The 17,788-nt window shown below is 63.1% G+C and carries 22 protein-coding genes and 1 riboswitch; of the genes, 16 read left to right on the forward strand and 6 right to left on the reverse strand.

The genetic code is table 11. The features are described 5' to 3' along the window. The first annotated feature begins 42 nt into the window (after positions 1–42). The 3 genes from alkB to Q9451_RS17420 all read left to right on the forward strand — a co-directional run bounded on the left by alkB (position 43) and on the right by Q9451_RS17420 (position 1,846). Entirely contained in the window at positions 43–690 is a 648-nt protein-coding gene (gene alkB / locus Q9451_RS17410; RefSeq protein ID WP_041166487.1) for a DNA oxidative demethylase AlkB, read from the forward strand. A 167-nt stretch (positions 691–857) separates the two neighbouring features. Beyond that, the gene (locus Q9451_RS17415) at positions 858–1,145 is read left to right on the forward strand and encodes a hypothetical protein (RefSeq protein WP_012272188.1); all 288 of its coding nucleotides are present in this window, start codon (positions 858–860) and stop codon (positions 1,143–1,145) included. An 86-nt stretch (positions 1,146–1,231) separates the two neighbouring features. Next, positions 1,232–1,846 carry a Yip1 family protein gene (locus tag Q9451_RS17420; protein WP_012272187.1) on the forward strand — a complete coding sequence of 205 codons (615 nt, stop codon included), beginning with the start codon at positions 1,232–1,234 and terminating at the stop codon, positions 1,844–1,846. Between the two features lie 20 nt (positions 1,847–1,866). Here the strand turns inward: Q9451_RS17420 and Q9451_RS17425 are convergent, their stop codons facing one another. From Q9451_RS17425 to Q9451_RS17450, 6 genes are all read right to left on the reverse strand, one after another. Next, the gene (locus tag Q9451_RS17425; protein ID WP_012272186.1) at positions 1,867–2,127 is read right to left on the reverse strand and encodes a DUF1652 domain-containing protein; all 261 of its coding nucleotides are present in this window, start codon (positions 2,125–2,127) and stop codon (positions 1,867–1,869) included. A 186-nt stretch (positions 2,128–2,313) separates the two neighbouring features. Then, positions 2,314–3,243 carry an AlkA N-terminal domain-containing protein gene (locus Q9451_RS17430; RefSeq protein WP_049773295.1) on the reverse strand — a complete coding sequence of 310 codons (930 nt, stop codon included), beginning with the start codon at positions 3,241–3,243 and terminating at the stop codon, positions 2,314–2,316. A gap of 88 nt (positions 3,244–3,331) precedes the next feature. Beyond that, positions 3,332–4,219, reverse strand: a complete 888-nt coding sequence (locus Q9451_RS17435; RefSeq protein WP_012272184.1) for a pirin family protein — start codon at positions 4,217–4,219, stop codon at positions 3,332–3,334. A gap of 105 nt (positions 4,220–4,324) precedes the next feature. Then, entirely contained in the window at positions 4,325–5,299 is a 975-nt protein-coding gene (locus Q9451_RS17440) for a nucleotidyltransferase domain-containing protein (RefSeq protein ID WP_012272183.1), read from the reverse strand. Between the two features lie 62 nt (positions 5,300–5,361). Next, the gene (locus tag Q9451_RS17445; protein ID WP_012272182.1) at positions 5,362–6,246 is read right to left on the reverse strand and encodes an alpha/beta hydrolase; all 885 of its coding nucleotides are present in this window, start codon (positions 6,244–6,246) and stop codon (positions 5,362–5,364) included. A 21-nt stretch (positions 6,247–6,267) separates the two neighbouring features. Next, positions 6,268–6,897, reverse strand: coding sequence for a LysE family translocator (locus Q9451_RS17450; RefSeq protein WP_012272181.1), 630 nt, complete (start codon positions 6,895–6,897; stop codon positions 6,268–6,270). Between the two features lie 124 nt (positions 6,898–7,021). On the opposite strand from Q9451_RS17450, the gene Q9451_RS17455 reads away from it, so the two are divergent. The 13 genes from Q9451_RS17455 (at position 7,022) to Q9451_RS17515 (ending at position 17,781) form a co-directional block, all read left to right on the forward strand. Then, positions 7,022–7,501, forward strand: a complete 480-nt coding sequence (locus tag Q9451_RS17455; protein WP_012272180.1) for a GNAT family N-acetyltransferase — start codon at positions 7,022–7,024, stop codon at positions 7,499–7,501. 95 nt (positions 7,502–7,596) lie between these two features. Beyond that, positions 7,597–8,487: a LysR family transcriptional regulator gene (locus Q9451_RS17460; protein ID WP_012272179.1), complete on the forward strand. Its 891-nt coding sequence runs from the start codon at positions 7,597–7,599 to the stop codon at positions 8,485–8,487. Positions 8,488–8,697: 210 nt separating this feature from the next. Further along, the gene (locus Q9451_RS17465; protein WP_012272178.1) at positions 8,698–9,834 is read left to right on the forward strand and encodes an acyl-CoA dehydrogenase family protein; all 1,137 of its coding nucleotides are present in this window, start codon (positions 8,698–8,700) and stop codon (positions 9,832–9,834) included. Beyond that, positions 9,831–10,775, forward strand: coding sequence for a D-isomer specific 2-hydroxyacid dehydrogenase family protein (locus tag Q9451_RS17470; protein ID WP_012272177.1), 945 nt, complete (start codon positions 9,831–9,833; stop codon positions 10,773–10,775). Before Q9451_RS17465 ends, Q9451_RS17470 begins: the two co-directional genes overlap by 4 nt. Positions 10,776–10,799: 24 nt before the next feature. After that, positions 10,800–11,594 (forward strand): class II aldolase/adducin family protein, encoded by a 795-nt coding sequence (locus tag Q9451_RS17475; RefSeq protein ID WP_345960692.1) that lies wholly within the window; start codon positions 10,800–10,802, stop codon positions 11,592–11,594. A gap of 90 nt (positions 11,595–11,684) precedes the next feature. Then, a complete protein-coding gene (locus Q9451_RS17480) occupies positions 11,685–13,019 on the forward strand; it encodes an LLM class flavin-dependent oxidoreductase (RefSeq protein ID WP_012272175.1) in 1,335 nt (444 codons plus the stop codon). Positions 13,020–13,046: 27 nt separating this feature from the next. Further along, entirely contained in the window at positions 13,047–14,147 is a 1,101-nt protein-coding gene (locus Q9451_RS17485) for an LLM class flavin-dependent oxidoreductase (protein WP_012272174.1), read from the forward strand. 113 nt (positions 14,148–14,260) lie between these two features. Next, positions 14,261–14,485, forward strand: a riboswitch (cobalamin riboswitch). A 93-nt stretch (positions 14,486–14,578) separates the two neighbouring features. Next, entirely contained in the window at positions 14,579–14,767 is a 189-nt protein-coding gene (locus tag Q9451_RS17490; RefSeq protein ID WP_012272173.1) for a CbtB domain-containing protein, read from the forward strand. A gap of 9 nt (positions 14,768–14,776) precedes the next feature. After that, positions 14,777–15,463, forward strand: coding sequence for a CbtA family protein (locus Q9451_RS17495; RefSeq protein WP_012272172.1), 687 nt, complete (start codon positions 14,777–14,779; stop codon positions 15,461–15,463). Next, a complete protein-coding gene (locus tag Q9451_RS17500) occupies positions 15,463–15,849 on the forward strand; it encodes a cobalamin biosynthesis protein (protein WP_012272171.1) in 387 nt (128 codons plus the stop codon). The genes Q9451_RS17495 and Q9451_RS17500 overlap by 1 nt, the downstream gene beginning before the upstream one ends. 33 nt (positions 15,850–15,882) lie before the next feature. Beyond that, a complete protein-coding gene (cobM, locus tag Q9451_RS17505; RefSeq protein WP_012272170.1) occupies positions 15,883–16,635 on the forward strand; it encodes a precorrin-4 C(11)-methyltransferase in 753 nt (250 codons plus the stop codon). 66 nt (positions 16,636–16,701) lie between these two features. Beyond that, a complete protein-coding gene (locus Q9451_RS17510) occupies positions 16,702–16,944 on the forward strand; it encodes a DUF1272 domain-containing protein (RefSeq protein ID WP_012272169.1) in 243 nt (80 codons plus the stop codon). Positions 16,945–17,166: 222 nt separating this feature from the next. Beyond that, positions 17,167–17,781 carry a response regulator transcription factor gene (locus Q9451_RS17515; protein ID WP_012272168.1) on the forward strand — a complete coding sequence of 205 codons (615 nt, stop codon included), beginning with the start codon at positions 17,167–17,169 and terminating at the stop codon, positions 17,779–17,781. Positions 17,782–17,788 lie beyond the last annotated feature (7 nt).

The raw sequence follows: 17,788 nt of genomic DNA on the forward strand, positions 1-17,788 counted from the left end.
ATCGGGATACACTGGCTACACATCACACATATGCAGCCCCTCATGATCCAGTCCGACCTCGACCTGTTCGGCCCCCAGCCGCAACGCCTGGCCAGCCACACCGTGCTGCTGCCTGGCTTCGCCCTGGCCGAAACCGAGGCGCTGCTCGACGCCCTGCGCCCAGTGCTGCGTGCCGCGCCGTTCCGGCACATGCACACCCCGGGGGGCCTGCGCATGGCGGTAGGCCTGACCAATTGCGGCTCGCTGGGCTGGGTGAGTGACGAAGGCGGCTACCGCTACAGCCCCAGCGACCCACTCAGCGGCAAGCCCTGGCCCGCCCTGCCCCCGGTTTTGCTCGCCCTGGCTGCCCGAGCTGCAGCCTTGGCTGGGTTCGAGGGTTTCGTGCCAGATGCCTGCCTGGTCAACCACTACTTGCCGGGCACCCGCCTGAGCCTGCACCAAGACCGCGATGAGCAGGATTTCGGCCAACCGATCGTGTCGGTGTCACTGGGCTTGCCGGCGGTGTTCCTGTTCGGCGGTCTGCAGCGCGCCGACAAAACCCAGCGCATCCCGCTGAGCCACGGCGATGTGTTGGTTTGGGGGGGCATAGACCGCTTGCGCTTCCATGGTGTGCTACCGATCAAGCCCGGCACGCACCCGCGTCTGGGTGAGCGGCGTATCAACCTGACTTTGCGCAAGGCGGGTGCCTGAAGGGTCTGCCCTCCCTCATCGACGTCGAACAAGATGAACGTACATGAAACACATTGAACATCTTGGCCAGGCAAGCTTCAAACGTTAAGCCGCTCTCTCTTCAGTCTGGAGCTCGCCATGCCCTACCCGCTCAATCCTTCAAGCCTGTGCAACGGAGCCACGCACCCATGAAGATGCCTGGCCGTGCACCCAATGCCTCGCTGCAGCTCGATTACGTACGCGACACCCTGTTCGGCCCGGTGGCGCAGAGCGTGGAATGCCAATGCCAGCTCGCCGCCCTCAACCTGCAAGGCCGCCCTGGGCTGCGCCTGCACATTTGCCCACCGCTGCCTGACAAGGTGGACCGTGCGCATAGCGTGGCCTTCGTCTGGGATGGGCGAAGTTACCGTGGTGTGGTCCGCGACCAGGGCAAATGCGGTGACGGCGGCCTGAACTTGCTGCTGGAATTGCAGTAAGCCGATCAACGGCGGCCAACCCGGCTGAACCGCCTGGCCGCAGCGTGTCTCCATAGCTAAAAGGCCCATGCCTGCTGGAGAACGCCATGAACAGCCCGTTGCTCAAGCTATTCACCCACCCCGCCGACGCCTGGCTGGATATCCGCCGTGCCGAGGAGGACCACCCACAGCAATACCTGCCGCGCCTGTTGGCCCTGGCACTGGTCCCTGCGGTGTGCCTGTTTGTCGGCACCACCACCTTCGGCTGGAGCCTGGCGGCTGAGGAGCGAGTGCGCCTGAGCATGGGCAGCGCCGCGCAACTGGCGGGGCTGCTGTATGCCACCACCGTCGTGGGGGTGATGCTGATGGGGGTGATGATCCGCTGGATGTCGCGCGGGTTCGATGCACAGCCCAGCCTGAACCAGTGCATTGGTTTTGCCGCCTACTGCGCCACGCCGTGGTTCTTTGCCGGGGTGGTCGGCCTGGTGCCTATTCGCTGGCTGGCTTTCGCCGCGCTGCTGGCTGCCTCTGCCTATGCCAGCGTGTTGCTCTATGGCGGGTTGCAGACATTCCTGCGGCTGAAGAAGGAACAGGCGATGCTGTTTGCAACCTGTGTCTGGGGTGTAGGGTTGTTGCTGCTGGTGAGCATGCTGGTGGCGATGATCCTGTTCTGGTTCAACGGCCTGATGCCAGAGTACGTACGCCCGGCCAGCTTGGGCTGACCGGGGCACGGCGGGCGCCCTCAGGCCATCGACCTGAGAGGCGCCGGGTGGTTGTCACGTAGCGCATGAAGCTGCCCCACCAGGTTGACCAGGTCACGGCAACTGTTCAGGTTGTGCAGCGAGACCCCGCTAAGGGTCACACTTTGATCGAGACTCTGGCCCTGACCCAGGCGGATGGTCAGGTTGGCGCCATCCAGGCAGCTGACTTCACAGCGATCCGGCAGGCACGCCTGCTCGATCATCTGCCGCATTTCTAGCATCGAAACTCCTATCAACGACATGGTACGACCCTCTCTGTGCGATGGCCTGTTGTGTGGAATTACGCCTTTGTCGGGCGGGGCGCCAATTGATATTGCGCATGCCCGGGCAGGCGTCCATGCGCCGGGGCAATGATGATGCGGGGAATCCTCTAGCACCTTAGTGGAAGATCCTGCGCATAGGCCGTGCGTTCGAATGCAATGACCGACTTAACGACGAGTGGTCCCTGCCGGCCCCAGCGAGGCCCACAAGTGCTGCGCCGCATAAGCCCGCCACGGGCGCCAGTCCAGTGCCCTTTCGGCCAGTTGCGCCTCGTCGCCCTCAAGCAACCGCAACGCCTTGATCAAGGCTACGTCACCCAGCGGCAAGGCATCAGCGGCGCCGGCCTGACGCAGCGCCAGGTAGTGGGCGCTCCACGGCCCGATACCCTTTAGCCGGCACAGGTTGCGCAATAGCTCATCCAGCACTTGCCCGCGACGCAGCAAGCCGGGGTCGGCCAGCAAGGCGTTGGCCAGGGTGGCGAGGGTGGTGGCGCGCGCGCTCGGCATGCCCATGTTTTCGAACTGTGCATTTGCCAATGTCGGTAGAGCCGGGAACACGTGGCTCAAGCCCGGTGCCGACAGACGCAGCGGGGCGCCGTGGCGTTGGACCAGCCGGCCCGCCAGGGTCATGGCGCCGGCCACGCTGATTTGCTGGCCAAGTACGGTACGCATGGCTTGCTCGCAGGCGTCCCAGCCTTGCGGCACACGCAGCCCCGGGCGCGCCTTGAGCAGGCTTGCCATCAAAGGGTCGCAAGACAGCTCGGCGCTGATGCGTGCAGGGTCGGCGTCAAGGTCGAAAACCCGCCTCAGCCTGGCGATCAGGCCGGGCAGCGCGTTTGAAGGCGCGCCTTCAAGGCGAACGCGCAGGTGTTGGTTGGTCATTGGCGTCGCGTGCAGGACGGCGTGGTGGCCAGCAACGATCAGGGTGCGGCTGTAGGTGCCGTCGTGGCAGGTTTCGATGCCGGGGATACAGCGGGCGGCTAGGAAGCCCAGGGTCGAGGGCCAATGATAGGGGGCACGGTAGCGCAGCCACAGGGTGTGGTGGCCGGGGGTGGGCAATGATCGGCGCACGGCGTGCTGTCGAGTGAGGGTGGGCATGGGTGGATCATGCCAGAAAACCTTGAGGGTCAAGCCATGTACAAGCATGCCGGGGCTGCTTTGCAACCCCGGCTTTTTCAGGCAAGGCTCAGTGCCGAGCCCCTTCCCGCTCATCCTGCATCTGCCCAAACCGCCCGGCATGGAAGTCATCGAAAGATTCGGCGATCTCCGCCTGGCTGTTCATCACGAACGGGCCATAGCCGACGATCGGCTCATCGATCGGCTCACCGCTGAGCAGTAGCACGCTGGCACCTTCCAACGCCTCGACACTGACATCCTCAGCCTCCCGGTCAAGCAACACCAGGCTGGCCGGGCCTGCCTCGCGCTCGCCGTTGATTCGCACGTTACCACGCAGCACCACCAGCGCCGCGTTGCGGCCGGCAGCGACCGGCAGTTGCAAGGCCGCGCCAGCATTCAACCGCAGGTCCCACACATCCATCGCGGTAAAGGTCCGAGCTGGCCCCAGGTGCCCACGGTAGTCGCCCGCAACCACCCGCAAGCTGCCAGCGTCACCGTCCAGCGTGACCACCGGGATGTCGCTGGCCAGCAGGGTCTGGTACCCAGCCGCCGCGCGTTTGTCCCGCGCCGGCAGGTTGACCCACAGCTGGACCATTTCCAGCGTGCCGCCACTGTGGGCGAAGGCCGGAGAATGGAACTCTTCATGGATGATGCCATTGGCAGCCGTCATCCACTGTACGTCACCTGGGCCGATCAAGCCGCCAGCACCGGTGGAATCACGGTGCTCCAGTTCACCCTGGTAGACGATGGTCACGGTCTCGAAACCACGGTGCGGGTGCTGACCCACCCCACGCCGTGCAGTGGTGGGGGTGAAATCATGCGGGCCGGCGTAGTCCAGCAGCAGGAACGGGCTGATCCGGCTGGCCAGGTTGTCGTAGGTGAACAGGCTGCGCACCGGAAAACCATCACCCACCCAATGGGCGTGGGGGCTGCGGTGGATACCCAGAATCTTTTTCATGAGAAGGCTCCTCTCTTGGCTGGGATAACCTTATCAATGATGCCAATGCGGCGGTAGCTGGCTCATATGGCATACATCGTTCCACCAATAGGACACTGAGCCTGTTCAGAAAAGCATTGCGTGCAGGATTGGGTGGCCTGGATACTGGGCTGCGAGCCATTGCTCAAGCCCCTCGGAAAATGCCTTGCCTACGATGGAAATTTCTCGATAGAGAGGATCTGTCCGTGCGTATTCTGGGCTCAGTGAGTCCAAGCGACGACGATTTTCCAGTGAAGATATCAAGTCCAGGAACAAGGCATACTGCTCTAGCAACTGCCCAGTATGGGGGTTTGACTGTCCCAGCATCGCAACGCGTTGTAGCGGTGTGAATGAAAGCCAATGGTCGAGGCGTTTAATCTTTTCACTGGCCGGTAGACCATGGGCCTCGGCAATCACCACGATCCCTCCCAGGTAAAGCAGCTTGCGAGAGAACTTCAGCTTGATGTTACGCACGCCCCAAGCCTTGCCTTCAGCCCGCTTTTCCTCGAAGTTCGCCATCATGCTGCGGTAATACCGAACCACATCATTAAGCATGAACCTGGGCAACCCTGTTCCTTGGTCGCTTGCCACATACCGGCACAGCAACTCAGTTCGCCACCGAGTGAAACTCTCATCGCCAAACAGTGGGCGGCCTTCCAGCAGGAGCAGCATTCGTCGGGTGAGCGCCGTATTGCTTTCCTGCTTCCATCCAATGTGGTTGCTCAACTCCGAATAGAGTGAAAGCGCGCCCTGACCAAACTTGGACTCATCGCTCTCACCCGGCCAGCTGAGCGGTCGAACCAGGTTTTTGACTTGATGCAGTACGTCGAGCAGCCGGGCCTCAGACATGCTGCCGTCATGCACGATGAAAAAATCGATGTCCGAAATACGCGAGACCTCGCACCGCCCGTAAGACCCCACGACAACAACAGAAACGGGGGCTTGCCTGACCAGCGGAGCGAGGGCGTACTGCATGGCCTGGCGCAGCGAATTGTTTGCCTGCCAAGAATGATCGAAGTGCTTTTGCAAACAAGGGTGTTGTGAAAAGGTCGTGGTAATCATCGTTGCAGGCTCAAAAAAGCATCACCTTACTGATGACATTTCTCCGCTACTGCGTGGAAAAGTTATCCCGCAAGCCCCTCCAGTAGGAACCTTTTCACTTCGCTGGAACAAAGCTCGGGGTCCTCTTGCATGAAGCAGTGCCCACCGGGTACCTGGTGGCCGGTCACCTGCGGGTTGATTGCCAGCAGCCGCTGTACCGAGTGCGGTACGAAGGGGTAGGTACGTTCGCCATACATCACCCGCGTGGGGGTATTGATCGCCGCCAGGCTTGCCCACATGCGCTTGGGGAACGAACTGAAAATTTCCACTTCACGGCTGGGCCGGCACTTGAGCACCACTGCCTCGCCACAATCGCCGATGGCATGCTCGACATAGGCCTGCAACGCCGCATCGGTCCAGCCTTTGAAAATGCCACGCCCCTGCAGCGATGCCAGCGCGGCTTCGCGATCGGGCCAGTGGCTGCGGCGGCTGGCAGCCTTGCGCGCAAGCGCATGGCGCTGATGCAGACCAACCAGGGCTGCCGCCCCCATCACGCCAATCATGCGTCGGCTGAACAGCACCGGGTCGAGCAGCACGGCACGTGCAAACAGTTGCGGCTCGCTGGCCAGGATCAGCCCGGTAAGTACGCCACCGAAGCTGTGCCCTACAGCAAATCGAGGTACGTCGCCGTACTCGCCACGCCCTTCCTCAAACGCTTCAACGGCTAGCGCAGCGGTACGGTTCCAACCACGAAACACCCCTCCGTGGTCACTGTCACCATGCCCTTGGACATCGCAAAGCCACAGGTCGAAATGCTCACTCAAGCGCATCAACAACGGCTGGTAGGCCAGGCAACAGAAGCCATTGCCGTGCAGGAAATGCAGCAACGGCTTGCCGCTGGCCGGGGTACGCCAGCCACGCAGGGTGAAGCCTTCGGCACATTCGTGGGACCAGGGGATCAACTCCATCAGTTGGCTGTACTCGCGAGGCTAGGAAAACGCTGATTCTACAAACAGCAGTGGGTACAGTGAAATCACCAGCAACACGGCCATCAGGACATTGAACAGCATCAGCCAGCGCGGGTTCTGCAACAAGTTGCGCAACGCGCTGCCGAACATCACCCACACACCGACGCTGGGCAGGTTGACCAATGCAAACAAGGCGGCGATGACGATCACGTTGGTCACATAGCCTTGCGCCGGCGTGTAGGTGGTAATCGCCCCTACCGCCATCACCCAGGCCTTGGGATTGACCCACTGGAACGCCGCCGCGCCCCAGAAGCCCAGCGGTTTGCGGGCACTGGAAGAGGCCGTCCCGACCGGCCCGGAGGTGGCAATCTTCCAGGCCAGGAACAGCAAGTAGGCCGCGCCTGTATAGCGCAGCACCGTGTACAACGGCGGCCAGGCCTTGAACACCTCGCCCAGGCCCAGGCCTACGGCCAGCACCATGACCATGAACCCGACGCTGATGCCCAGGGCATGGGGGATCGAGCGGCGCACGCCGAAGTTCACCCCCGACGCCAGCAACATCGTGTTGTTGGGCCCAGGGGTGATGGAAGACACGAAAGCAAATAGCACGAAGGCAGTCAGCAGGTCGGCAGAGGCAAGCATGGCGGGCATTCCACTTTCTTCTTAGGTACTGTCACACTACCGGAGTCGCCCTACCCTGCGACCGATACAGTTACATTAAATTACTTAGATACACACCACTGTACCGCTAACCCGGATCAAGGAAGCCGTCACCATGAGCCTCATCATTCGCCCTGCCGTTCGCACCGATGCCGAGCAGATCCTGGCCTTCATCACTGAACTTGCCGATTACGAGCGCGCACGCCACGAGGTGGTCGCCACCTTGGCGGATATCGAGCACAGCCTGTTCGATGAGGGCAGCACAGTGCACAGCCTGATTTGCGAGCGTGATGGCCGGGCGATTGGTTTTGCCGTGTATTTCTACAGCTACTCGACCTGGCTCGGGCGCAATGGCATTTACCTGGAAGACTTGTATGTGACACCCGAGCAACGTGGCGATGGCGCCGGGCGGCAACTGCTTCAGCACATTGCCCGCGAGGCGGTGGCGAACCAGTGCGGGCGCCTGGAATGGAGCGTGCTGGACTGGAACGAGCCTGCGATCGGTTTCTATCAGAAGCTGGGGGCCGAGGCGCAGGATGAGTGGGTGCGCTACCGCTTGGATGGGGAGAAGCTGGCGGCATTCGCCCAAGGTTGATCACGCGGGTTACACGGACGGTGCTGTGACAATCCTGCCAATGAGGATTATTCTTCCAAGGTATGTCCCACCGCCCCAATATGTGAGCGCCGAATATGAAAATCGATGACATGGACGCCTTCGTGGCGGTCATCCGCTGCCAGTCGACCAACCTCGCCGCCGAGGCCCTGCAGCTGACTCAACCGGCCATCACCCGCCGCGTACAGAACTTCGAGGAAGACCTGGGCGCCACCCTGCTCGACCGCAACACCAAGCCTCTCAAACCGACCCCCATGGGCCTGCGCGTGTACGAACAGTGCAAAGCCATTTTGCGCGAGATCGACTCGCTGCGCGAGCTGGTGGCCAACGACGGAGCGCCTTCCGGGACCCTGCGGCTGGGCGTGCCGCAAACCCTGGGTGATGTGGTGCTGCTCGATGCCCTGGCGCAAATCCGCGAAACCTACCCGGACCTGCGCACCCAGGTCACCAGCGGCTGGGGCAGCAGCCTGATCGCGCGCATGGAAAATGGCGAACTCGACGCTGCCGCTGCGCTGTTCCCGCCGGGCAAGATCTTCCCCGAGGGCATCGCCAGCCAGTCGATCGCACGCATGCCACTGCGGGTAGTTGCAGCCAAAGGCAGCACCGGCAAGCGCAGCCTCAAGCTCAAGGACTGCTACACCCGTGGCTGGGTGCTCAACCCCGATGGCTGCGGCTTCCGCGCGGGGCTGCAGCGCGCCCTGAGTGAACAGGGGCTGAGCTTGTCGATCAACCTGGAGACCTTTGGTACCGAGTTGCAATTGGGGCTGGTGGCCAATGGGCAGGGGCTTGGCCTCGTGCCTGAGCCGTTGTTGCAGAACAGCCGCCATCGGGACGCGCTGGATGTGGTCAATGTAACGGACTTCAAGCCCCAGGTGGATTTGTGGCTGTTCCACCCGCGCTACCTGGGCAACCTGCAGGAGCCGGTGGAGCTGTTTGGCCGGGTGGCCGGGCAACAGTTGTGTGGGTGAGCGTAAAAACGTGGCGCAGTTCACTGTCTAGGAGACGCCTCATGTTCCCGATGGGCTGCAATGCAGCCCGATTAAATACCAGTATTGCATAACAACTAACAACTTTAATTCATACAACTGATAATTAGCATAGAACAAAAAAGACTTTTACAGCCTTCACCCATACGAATACGGTCTTAGAAACCCACCGTGTTCCAGGGATGAATACCCATGAGTCACCCCCCTTCCGCCAGCGCACTAGCCGAACTCACCCAGGCCCTGGCCAGCAATGCCGAGCGCTACGACCGCAGCGGCCAGTTCCCCGTCGACAACTTCACCCTGCTGCACCGCCACGGCCTGCTGAGTTTCACCGTGCCGCGCGCCCTGGGCGGTGGCGGGGCCGACCTGGCCAGCGCACGCCTGGTGATCACCGCCGTCGGCAAAGGCTGCCCGTCCACCGCATTGATCCTGGTGATGCAGTACCTGCAGCACTTGCGCCTACAGGACGAGGATCGCTGGCCCGAGCACCTGCGCCTGCAAGTGGCACGCGACGCGGTGGCCAACGGCGCGCTGATCAACGCCTTTCGCGTCGAGCCGGAACTGGGCACACCGGCACGCGGTGGCTTGCCGGCGACCACCGCTCGGCGCACCGCCGAGGGCTGGCGGTTGTCCGGGCGCAAAATCTACTCCACCGGCAGCCATGGCCTGAGCTGGTACCTGGTGTGGGCCCGCAGCGACGACCAGGACCCCCTCGTAGGCGGCTTCCTGGTACACAAGGACACCCCTGGCATCCGTATCGTCGAAGACTGGGACCACCTGGGCATGCGTGCCACCTGCAGCCATGAAGTGCAGTTCGACGAGGTGCTGATCCCGTTGGAGCATGCCGTCAGCGTCAGCCCGGCCAGCGCACCACGCCCCGAACTCGACAGCACCGGCCTGCTGTGGATGGCAGTGTTGCTGCCTGCACTGTACGACGGTGTGGCCCAGGCCGCACGTGACTGGCTGGTGCAGTTCCTGAACCAGCGGGCGCCGTCCAACCTGGGGGCACCGCTGGCCAGCCTGGCGCGTTTCCAGGACGTGGTCGGACGCATCGACACGCTGCTGTTCGCCAACCAGAGCCTGCTGAACGCCGCCGTCAGCGGGCAGACCGAGCCGCGCCATGCCGGGCAACTCAAGCACCTGGTCAGCCGCAATGCCATCCAGGCTGTGGAGCTGGCCATCGAGGCTGCCGGTAACCCTGGCCTGTCGCGGCGCAACCCGTTGGAGCGGCACTATCGCGATGTGCTGTGCAGCCGCATCCACACCCCCCAGGATGACGTAGTACTTGGCCAGGTCGGCCGTGCAGCCTTGGCGGAGGTGGCAGCATGAGCCACTCGATCATCGCCAGCCAGCTGGACGCCCAGGCTAACCAGTACCTGCGCGATCACTTGCCTGACCACGAGGTGGTCGATATCGCACCCACCCAGCTGCAGCTGGACATCCCTGCCGACGTCTTCATCCTGCGCCCGGTCAATGTACGCGGTAACCGAGTGGATTCCCCGCCCGCCGGCTGGCCGTGGCAATTGCGCTGGGTGCAGGTGGTGTCCTCGGGCATCGACTTCTACCCCGACTGGGTGTTCCAGGGCCCGCCGGTCACCAGTGGCCGCGGCGCCAATGCCGAGCAGGTGGCCGAGTTTGCCTTGGCTCTGGTGCTCGCTGCCGCCAAGCAGCTACCGGGCCTGTGGGTCAAAGACGCCGACTGGCGCCTGACCCCGCTGGCCCCGGTACGTGGCCGTACCCTGGGCATATTCGGCTTCGGCAGCATCGGCCAGAGCCTGGCGCGCAAGGCAAATGCCCTGGGCATGCAGGTACTGGCGCTGAATCGCCCAGGCCAACCCATTGCCGAGGTGCCGGGCGTACAGCGCGTCGACAACCTGCAACAGCTGTTTGCCGGCAGCGATCACCTGGTCATCGCCGCCCCGCTCACCCCTGCCACCCGTGGCCTGATCGACCACCAGGTACTGGCCCAGGCCAAGCCCGGCCTGCACCTGATCAACATCGCCCGTGGCGGGCTGCTGAACCAGCAAGCCCTGCTCGATGCCCTGGACAGTGGCCTGATCGGCCGCGCCAGCCTGGATGTCACCGAACCGGAGCCGCTACCGACGGGGCACCCGCTGTACCAGCACCCGCGAGTATTCCTGTCGCCGCATACCTCGGCGATTTCCGAGGACGGCTACCCGGCCTTGCTCGACGCATTTCTCGACAACTTCGCCCGCTACCGCGAACAGGCACCGCTGCACAACCTGGTCGATACCCAGCGCGGCTACTGAACCGACAATTTTTTGGAGAACACCATGACTGCATTGTCTGTCATCGCCCCCCAGGAAAACACCGTGCGCCAACGGGTCAGCGCCGAAGAATGGGAGGTGCGAGTAAAGCTGGCTGCGGCCTATCGCCTGGCTGCCCTGTTCCGCTGGACCGACCATATCTACACACACTTCTCGGCACGCGTGCCTGGGCCCGACGAACACTTTCTGATCAACGCCTTCGGCCTGCTGTTCGACGAGATCACCGCCTCCAACCTGGTGAAGGTCGATGTAGATGGCACGATCATCGATGATCCCCTGGGCCTGGGCATCAACCAGGCCGGCTATGTGATTCACAGCGCCATTCACCGTGCGCGGCCCGACCTCAAGGCCGTGCTGCACACCCACACGCGCGATGGCGCAGCAGTGTCGGCACAACGCGATGGCCTGCTGCCAATCTCGCAGCATGCCCTGGCCTACTACAGCCGCGTGGTGTACCACGACTACGAAGGCGTCGCCCTGGACCTGGACGAGCAGCAGCGGCTGGTGGCCAACCTGGGCGACAGCAATATCCTGATCCTACGCAACCTTGGCCTGCTGACCGGGGGAATCAGCGTCGAGCATGCCTTCCGCGAGCTGCACGGGCTGGAGCGGGCCTGCAACATCCAGGTGGCGGCGCAGGCAGGGGGCAACGACCAACTGCTGTACGCGGCGCCGGCAGCAATTGCCAAGGTGCATGAGCAGTCGAAGCGGTTTTCCGATGGGCTGGGGGAAGGGATCCAGCGGCATTGGGATGCGCTGATACGCCAGCTGGATCGGGAGGGACTGGATTACCAGAACTGACCGCGTTCTTGTGGCCTGTACCGACCTCCGCCGCGGCTGAGTTTCAAGGCCGTATCGACTCCATTTGCAGCACAACCCGCAGGTATTCCGATGAGCAAACGACAGATCCGCCTGGGCGCCATGATCCATGGCGTCGGCCACGGCTGGGGCGAATGGCGCCACCCCGATGCATTGGCCGATGCCAGTGTCAATTTCGGTTTCTACAAACATCAGGCAAAACTGGCGGAGGCGGCAACGTTCGACTTCGCCTTCATTGCCGACAGCCTGCACATCCACGCCCGCTCCAGCCCTCACTACCTCAACCGTTTCGAGCCGCTGACCATCCTCTCGGCGCTGGCTGCGGTAACCGAACACATCGGCCTGGTGGCCACGGTCACGGTCAGCTACACCGAGCCCTTCCAGGTAGCACGTCAGTTCGCCTCGCTGGACCTGATCAGCGGTGGGCGCGCGGGCTGGAACGTGGTGACTTCCTGGCTTTCCGGTACTGCTGACAACTTCGGCAAGGCTGAACACCCGCCGCATGCCGTGCGTTACCGAATTGCGCGCGAGCACGTAGAGGTGGTCAAAGGGCTGTGGGACTCCTGGGAAGACGACGCCTTTACCCGCGACAAGCAAAGCGGACAGTTCTTCGACCCGGCCAAACTGCACACCCTCGGCCACCAGGGTGAGTTCTTCAAGGTCAAGGGCCCGCTGAACATCCAGCGCTCGCCCCAGGGCCAGCCACTGATCTTCCAGGCAGGCGTGTCGGAAGAGGGTCGCAACTTCGCCGCGCAAAACGCCGACGCCATCTTCGTCAACCCGGAATCGTTCGACGATGCCCACGCTTACTATCAGGACCTCAAGCAGCGTGCCGCGCGCCATGGCCGTGATCCGGATGCATTGTTCATCCTGCCCGGCATACGCCCGATCGTCGGCCGCGACGCCGAGGAGGTCGAACAGCGTTATCAGCAAGCCGTGGACCTGGTAAGCATCGAAGATGCCCTGGTTGCGCTTGGCCGGCCGTTCAACGACTACGACTTCAGCCACCATGACTTGGATGCGCCCTTCCCCGACCTCGGCACGCTGGGCAATGACAGCCACAAGGGCACCTCGGACCAACTCAAGCAGCTGGCCCGTGATGAAGGCCTGACCTTGCGCGAGCTGGCGCTGCGTTTCTCGCGTCCACGCCGGGACTTCGTCGGTACCCCGGAACAGGTTGGCGATGCCCTGCAGCACTGGTTCGAAAACGGCGCGGCCGACGGTTTCATCATCAACTCGCTGCTACCCGACGGCCTGCAGTATTTCACCGAGCAGGTGGTGCCGCTGCTGCAGGCGCGAGGCCTGGTACGCCAGACGTATGCCGGTACAACCCTGCGAGACCATTTCGGCCTCGACGTGCCGGAAAACCGCAACACACTGCGCCGCACCCAGACAGCGGTTGCCTGAGCCCATCACGACAAGGAGTTCTGTTCCATGAGCCTCGAATTCATCGGCCTCATCGGCCCGCAGGAAAGCAGCGAGTCACAGGCAGCACGCGGCCCGCTGGTCGACCTGGAGTTCATCAAAGCCTTCTCCCAGGCCCAAGAGTATGGTGGCTTTGACAAAGCGCTGCTGGCAGTCAATACCAGCGCGCCGGATTCGTTGATTCTGGCCAGCTATGTGGCCGCCCTCACCGAGCGCATCGGCCTGCTGGTAGCCCACCGCCCTGGCTTCCAGGCCCCGACCTTCGCCGCCCGCCAGTTCGCCACCCTTGACCAGCTGAGCCGTGGCCGTGCCTCGATCAACGTCATTACCGGCGGCGACAGCGGCGACCTGCAGCGCGATGGCGACTTCCTGGACAAGGATGCCCGTTATGCGCGCACCGACGAATACCTGCAGGTACTGCGTGACACCTGGACTCGCCATGAACCGTTCGACCACCAGGGCACACATTACCGCGTCGAAGACAACCTGACCCTGGTCAAGCCAGTGCAGCATTTGCCGATCTATTTCTCTGGCGCCTCTGATGCGGCCGTCGAAGTGGCCGCCAAATACGCCGATGTGTACATGATGTGGGGCGAACCGCTGGAACAGGTACGCGAACGCATCGCCAAAGTGCGCAAGGCCGCCGCCCGCTACGGACGCGAAAAGCATATTCGCTTCAGCCTGTCGTTGCGGCCGATTCTGGGCGCTACCGAGGCCGAGGCCTGGGGCCGTGCCGAGCGCATTCTGGCCGACGCCCAGGCGCGGATCGGCATCCACCAGGGCAACCGCCGCGAGAAGAACTTCGGCAAGAGCAATGCCGGCTCTGAGCGTCTGGTGCAGCTGGCCAGCCAGCGCAAAGTGCATGACACCCGGCTGTGGACCGAGATTGCCGCGCTGGGTGGCGGTGCCGGTAACTCTACGTCGCTGGTGGGGACTGCAGAGCAGGTGGCAGAGGCCGCATTGGCTTACTACGAGCTTGGGGTGAGCACTTTCCTGTTCCGCGGTTTTGACCAATTGCGTGATGCGGTCGAGTACGGGCAGGACCTGATCCCGCGCATTCGCGCGCTGGTGGCCCAGCGTGAGTCTGGCCGCGATATTCGAACTGCGTAGATTTCTACGGTACGGCTGCAGGGATAGCGCCGTCCGGCAGGAACCCGCGCAAGCCTGAAATGGGTGGAAGGCAGATGCACCCACAGATTGACGCCAAGCCCGCCCCATGCTCTCCTTATGCCTCACGTTCAGGTGCCCCCATAGGGGGTGAAACGGGAAACCGGTGCGTCGCAGGCCCTCCAGCAGGGCCGGACAATGCCGGTGCTGCCCCCGCAACGGTAAGCGAGTGAAGCGTCTGTACCACTGTGCCTCGTAGTACGGCATGGGAAGGTGACGTGTTCCAGGAGCCCTGCTCTTCCTCGCAAGCCCGGAGACCGGCCTGGCGTTCATGAACACCCCGCGGTGGGCGGGCGCTGTTGCATTCCCCTGGGCGACCCCGCCCGGGGCTGCCGCGCTCGCCCGTTGCTCACTAAAAAGCAGAGGAACGCGTCATGCCCGTCACCAGCGCCAAGCAGCACAGCCTTGCCACACCCGTCACCCTCAGCCAGCGCGTAGTCATCGCCGTCGGCGCCAGCCTGTTGGGCCTGTGCCTGGTGTACTTCGCCGGCTTCTCGCACATCGAGGCCGTGCACAACGCCGCCCACGACACCCGCCACAGCGCCGCCTTCCCCTGCCACTGAGTACGCCTGATGATCACGCGCATTGCCCGTACTGCGGGTTTCAGCGGGTTGCTTGCGGCCCTGTTGCTGACCTTGCTGCAAAGCTTTTGGGTCGCCCCGCTGATTCTCGAAGCGGAAACCTACGAGTCCTCGGCCCCGGCCGCACAACACGAACATGGCGGCAATGAGGGCGCTCATGAACACAGCGCCGAAGCCTGGTCACCAGAAGACGGCTGGCAGCGCGTGCTGTCCACCACCGGTGGCAACCTGGTGGTGGCGGTGGGCTTTGCCCTGATCCTCGCCGCACTGTATGGCCTGCGCGAGCCGAAGCGCGTCAGCACTGGCGCCTTGTGGGGCCTGGCCGGTTTCGCCGTGTTCTGTCTGGCCCCAACGTTGGGGTTGCCACCGGAACTGCCCGGCACTGCTGCCGCCGACCTGGGGCAACGCCAGGCCTGGTGGATTGGCACGGCCAGCGCCACCGCCCTTGGCCTGGCCTTGCTGGTGTTCGCCCGCCACTGGCTGCTGAAGGCGCTGGGCGCCGTGCTGCTGGTTATCCCCCATGTGATCGGTGCGCCACAGCCTGAAGTCCATGAAAGCCTGGCCCCCGAAGCACTGGAGACGCAGTTCAAGATGGCCTCCTGGCTGACCAACGCTGCCTTCTGGGTGGCGTTGGGCCTGCTCAGTGCGTGGCTGTTCCGCCGCTCCAGCGAGGCCTGATGCCGGCTTTCTACGCTGGCTTGGGCTGCCGCCGGGGTTGCCCGGCGGATACCCTGCAAACCCTGCTGCACCAAGCCCTGGCTAGCCAGGGCCTGGCGCTTTCCGACCTGCGCGGCATTGCCAGCATCAACCTCAAGGCCGACGAAGCCGGCCTGCAGCAACTGGCCGCACGCCTGGCCTTGCCCTTGGTGCTGTACCATAGCGCGCAACTCCAAGCCTATGAGCCGTTGCTCAGCCACCGCTCGGCCACAGCCTATGCCCACAGCGGCTGTTGGGGCGTGGCCGAGAGTGCGGCACTGGCCCTGGCCAGCCAACAACTGGGCACGGCTAGGTTGCTGCTGCCACGCAAGGTACTAGGCCCGGCGACCCTCGCCCTGGCCGGCTGACGTTTCATACCCTATTTCTTGCAAGGACTTTCCATGACCGTCTACTTCATCGGCGCCGGCCCTGGCGACCCAGAACTGATCACGGTCAAGGGCCAACGGCTGATTCGCCAATGCCCGGTGATCATTTATGCCGGCTCACTGGTGCCCGCTGCCGTGCTCGAAGGCCATCAGGCCGAGGCCGTGATCAACAGCGCCGAACTGCATCTGGAGCAGATTATCGCGGCCATGCAAAGCGCACACGAACGGGGGCTGGATGTAGCCCGCGTACATAGCGGCGACCCCAGCTTGTACGGCGCCATCGGCGAGCAGATCCGCCACCTGCAAGCACTGGGCATCGATTACCAGATCATCCCGGGAGTGACTGCCACGGCGGCCAGCGCTGCCCTGCTCGGCTGCGAACTGACTTTGCCTCAAGTGGCACAGACCGTGATCCTCACCCGCTATGGCGACAGCTCGCCCATGCCGCCTGGCGAGCAACTGGGCGACCTGGCGCGCCACGGCAGCACGCTGGCGATTCACCTGGGGGTCAAACACCTTTCGCGCATTGTCGATGAGCTGCTGCCGCACTACGGCGCACACTGCCCGGTAGCGGTGGTGCATCGCGCCACCTGGCCAGACCAGGACTGGGTACGCGGCAACCTCGGCGATATCGTCGAACGCGTGGCAAGCAAGGGCTTTCGGCGCACGGCGCTGATCCTGGTAGGCCACGTTCTGGGGGATACGCCATTCGCCGAATCGGCCTTGTACCGTGCCGGGCACGCCCACCTGTATCGCCCTGGCGACTGAACATTGCCAGCCTTACCTCGGGCATAGCAGACTGCCGGTTCCCGCCTGCGAACAGGAGCCATGCCCATGCTGGAATTACGCCCCAACTGCGAGTGCTGCGATACCGACCTGAGGGGTGACAACCCCGACGTTATGATCTGCTCTTTCGAATGCACATTCTGCCGTAGCTGTGCCGAAACCCGCTTCCAAGGCCGTTGCCCAAATTGCACCGGTCAGCTGGTGGCCCGCCCGACGCGGGTCGGCCAGGCATTGACCAACAACCCCGCTTCCACCCTGCGCGTAAACAAATCGCACGCTGCCTGCGCCTGAACCACCGCAAATAACCGACATCACTGCCTTGTCAGCAGTGATGTCTTTCTTGTTTTTTGTAGGGTTTTTCAACAGCAGGCACGGGAAATCTCAACACTTCTATACTCGGCATTACCAAACTTCGGGAATGGTCGTATCGTGCAGCGCTTCCGACAACCCCACTTGCAGACGTATTCCTGAGTGATCCAGGAAGCGGACCACATCCCTACAGGAGTTTTCCACATGACAACCGTGCTGATCGTCGACGACCACCCCATCGTCCGGCTGTCGCTGCGCCTACTGCTCGAACGCGAGCGCTTCCATGTAGTCGGCGAAGTTGGCGATGGCAGTGAAGTGGCTCAGGAGGCTCGCAGGCTGCGCCCGGACGTGGTCATTCTTGATATCGGCCTGCCTGGCCTGGACGGCATGGAAGTCATCAAGCGCCTGCAGTGTCTGGAGCCGGCGCCGAAGATCATGGTGCTGACTGGCCAGGCCACCGACCTGTATGTGCGCCGCTGCCTGGATGCCGGGATCGGCGCCTTCGTCACCAAGGAAGAGGACCACGAAGCGCTGCTGTTTGCCCTCAAGGCCCTGGTCAAGGGCTATTCAACCTTCCCGCAGATGTCGGTCAACAGCAATTCGCTGGAAAGCGAGCCAGTACGCCTGGCCAGCCTCTCCAACCGCGAAATGGAAGTATTGCGGCGCCTGGCGCGCGGTGAAAACAACAAGAATATCGGCACCTGCATGAACCTCAGCGCCAAGACCATCAGCACCTACCGGGGCCGAATCATGGAAAAGCTCAAGACTGAATCACTGGTTGAAATGGTCGACCTGGCCAAGCGTAACAGCGTCCTTTGAGCACCCG

This window comes from Pseudomonas sp. NY8896 (assembly GCF_039634505.1).

Bases quoted from the DNA above. Each gene is read 5' to 3' on its own strand.
- alkB (WP_041166487.1), top strand. From the start codon at position 43: ATGATCCAGTCCGACCTCGACCTGTTCGGCCCCCAGCCGCAACGCCTG.
- Q9451_RS17415 (WP_012272188.1), top strand. From the start codon at position 858: ATGAAGATGCCTGGCCGTGCACCCAATGCCTCGCTGCAGCTCGATTAC.
- Q9451_RS17420 (WP_012272187.1), top strand. From the start codon at position 1,232: ATGAACAGCCCGTTGCTCAAGCTATTCACCCACCCCGCCGACGCCTGG.
- Q9451_RS17425 (WP_012272186.1), bottom strand. From the start codon at position 2,127: ATGTCGTTGATAGGAGTTTCGATGCTAGAAATGCGGCAGATGATCGAG.
- Q9451_RS17430 (WP_049773295.1), bottom strand. From the start codon at position 3,243: ATGCCCACCCTCACTCGACAGCACGCCGTGCGCCGATCATTGCCCACC.
- Q9451_RS17435 (WP_012272184.1), bottom strand. From the start codon at position 4,219: ATGAAAAAGATTCTGGGTATCCACCGCAGCCCCCACGCCCATTGGGTG.
- Q9451_RS17440 (WP_012272183.1), bottom strand. From the start codon at position 5,299: ATGATTACCACGACCTTTTCACAACACCCTTGTTTGCAAAAGCACTTC.
- Q9451_RS17445 (WP_012272182.1), bottom strand. From the start codon at position 6,246: ATGGAGTTGATCCCCTGGTCCCACGAATGTGCCGAAGGCTTCACCCTG.
- Q9451_RS17450 (WP_012272181.1), bottom strand. From the start codon at position 6,897: ATGCCCGCCATGCTTGCCTCTGCCGACCTGCTGACTGCCTTCGTGCTA.
- Q9451_RS17455 (WP_012272180.1), top strand. From the start codon at position 7,022: ATGAGCCTCATCATTCGCCCTGCCGTTCGCACCGATGCCGAGCAGATC.
- Q9451_RS17460 (WP_012272179.1), top strand. From the start codon at position 7,597: ATGAAAATCGATGACATGGACGCCTTCGTGGCGGTCATCCGCTGCCAG.
- Q9451_RS17465 (WP_012272178.1), top strand. From the start codon at position 8,698: ATGAGTCACCCCCCTTCCGCCAGCGCACTAGCCGAACTCACCCAGGCC.
- Q9451_RS17470 (WP_012272177.1), top strand. From the start codon at position 9,831: ATGAGCCACTCGATCATCGCCAGCCAGCTGGACGCCCAGGCTAACCAG.
- Q9451_RS17475 (WP_345960692.1), top strand. From the start codon at position 10,800: ATGACTGCATTGTCTGTCATCGCCCCCCAGGAAAACACCGTGCGCCAA.
- Q9451_RS17480 (WP_012272175.1), top strand. From the start codon at position 11,685: ATGAGCAAACGACAGATCCGCCTGGGCGCCATGATCCATGGCGTCGGC.
- Q9451_RS17485 (WP_012272174.1), top strand. From the start codon at position 13,047: ATGAGCCTCGAATTCATCGGCCTCATCGGCCCGCAGGAAAGCAGCGAG.
- Q9451_RS17490 (WP_012272173.1), top strand. From the start codon at position 14,579: ATGCCCGTCACCAGCGCCAAGCAGCACAGCCTTGCCACACCCGTCACC.
- Q9451_RS17495 (WP_012272172.1), top strand. From the start codon at position 14,777: ATGATCACGCGCATTGCCCGTACTGCGGGTTTCAGCGGGTTGCTTGCG.
- Q9451_RS17500 (WP_012272171.1), top strand. From the start codon at position 15,463: ATGCCGGCTTTCTACGCTGGCTTGGGCTGCCGCCGGGGTTGCCCGGCG.
- cobM (WP_012272170.1), top strand. From the start codon at position 15,883: ATGACCGTCTACTTCATCGGCGCCGGCCCTGGCGACCCAGAACTGATC.
- Q9451_RS17510 (WP_012272169.1), top strand. From the start codon at position 16,702: ATGCTGGAATTACGCCCCAACTGCGAGTGCTGCGATACCGACCTGAGG.
- Q9451_RS17515 (WP_012272168.1), top strand. From the start codon at position 17,167: ATGACAACCGTGCTGATCGTCGACGACCACCCCATCGTCCGGCTGTCG.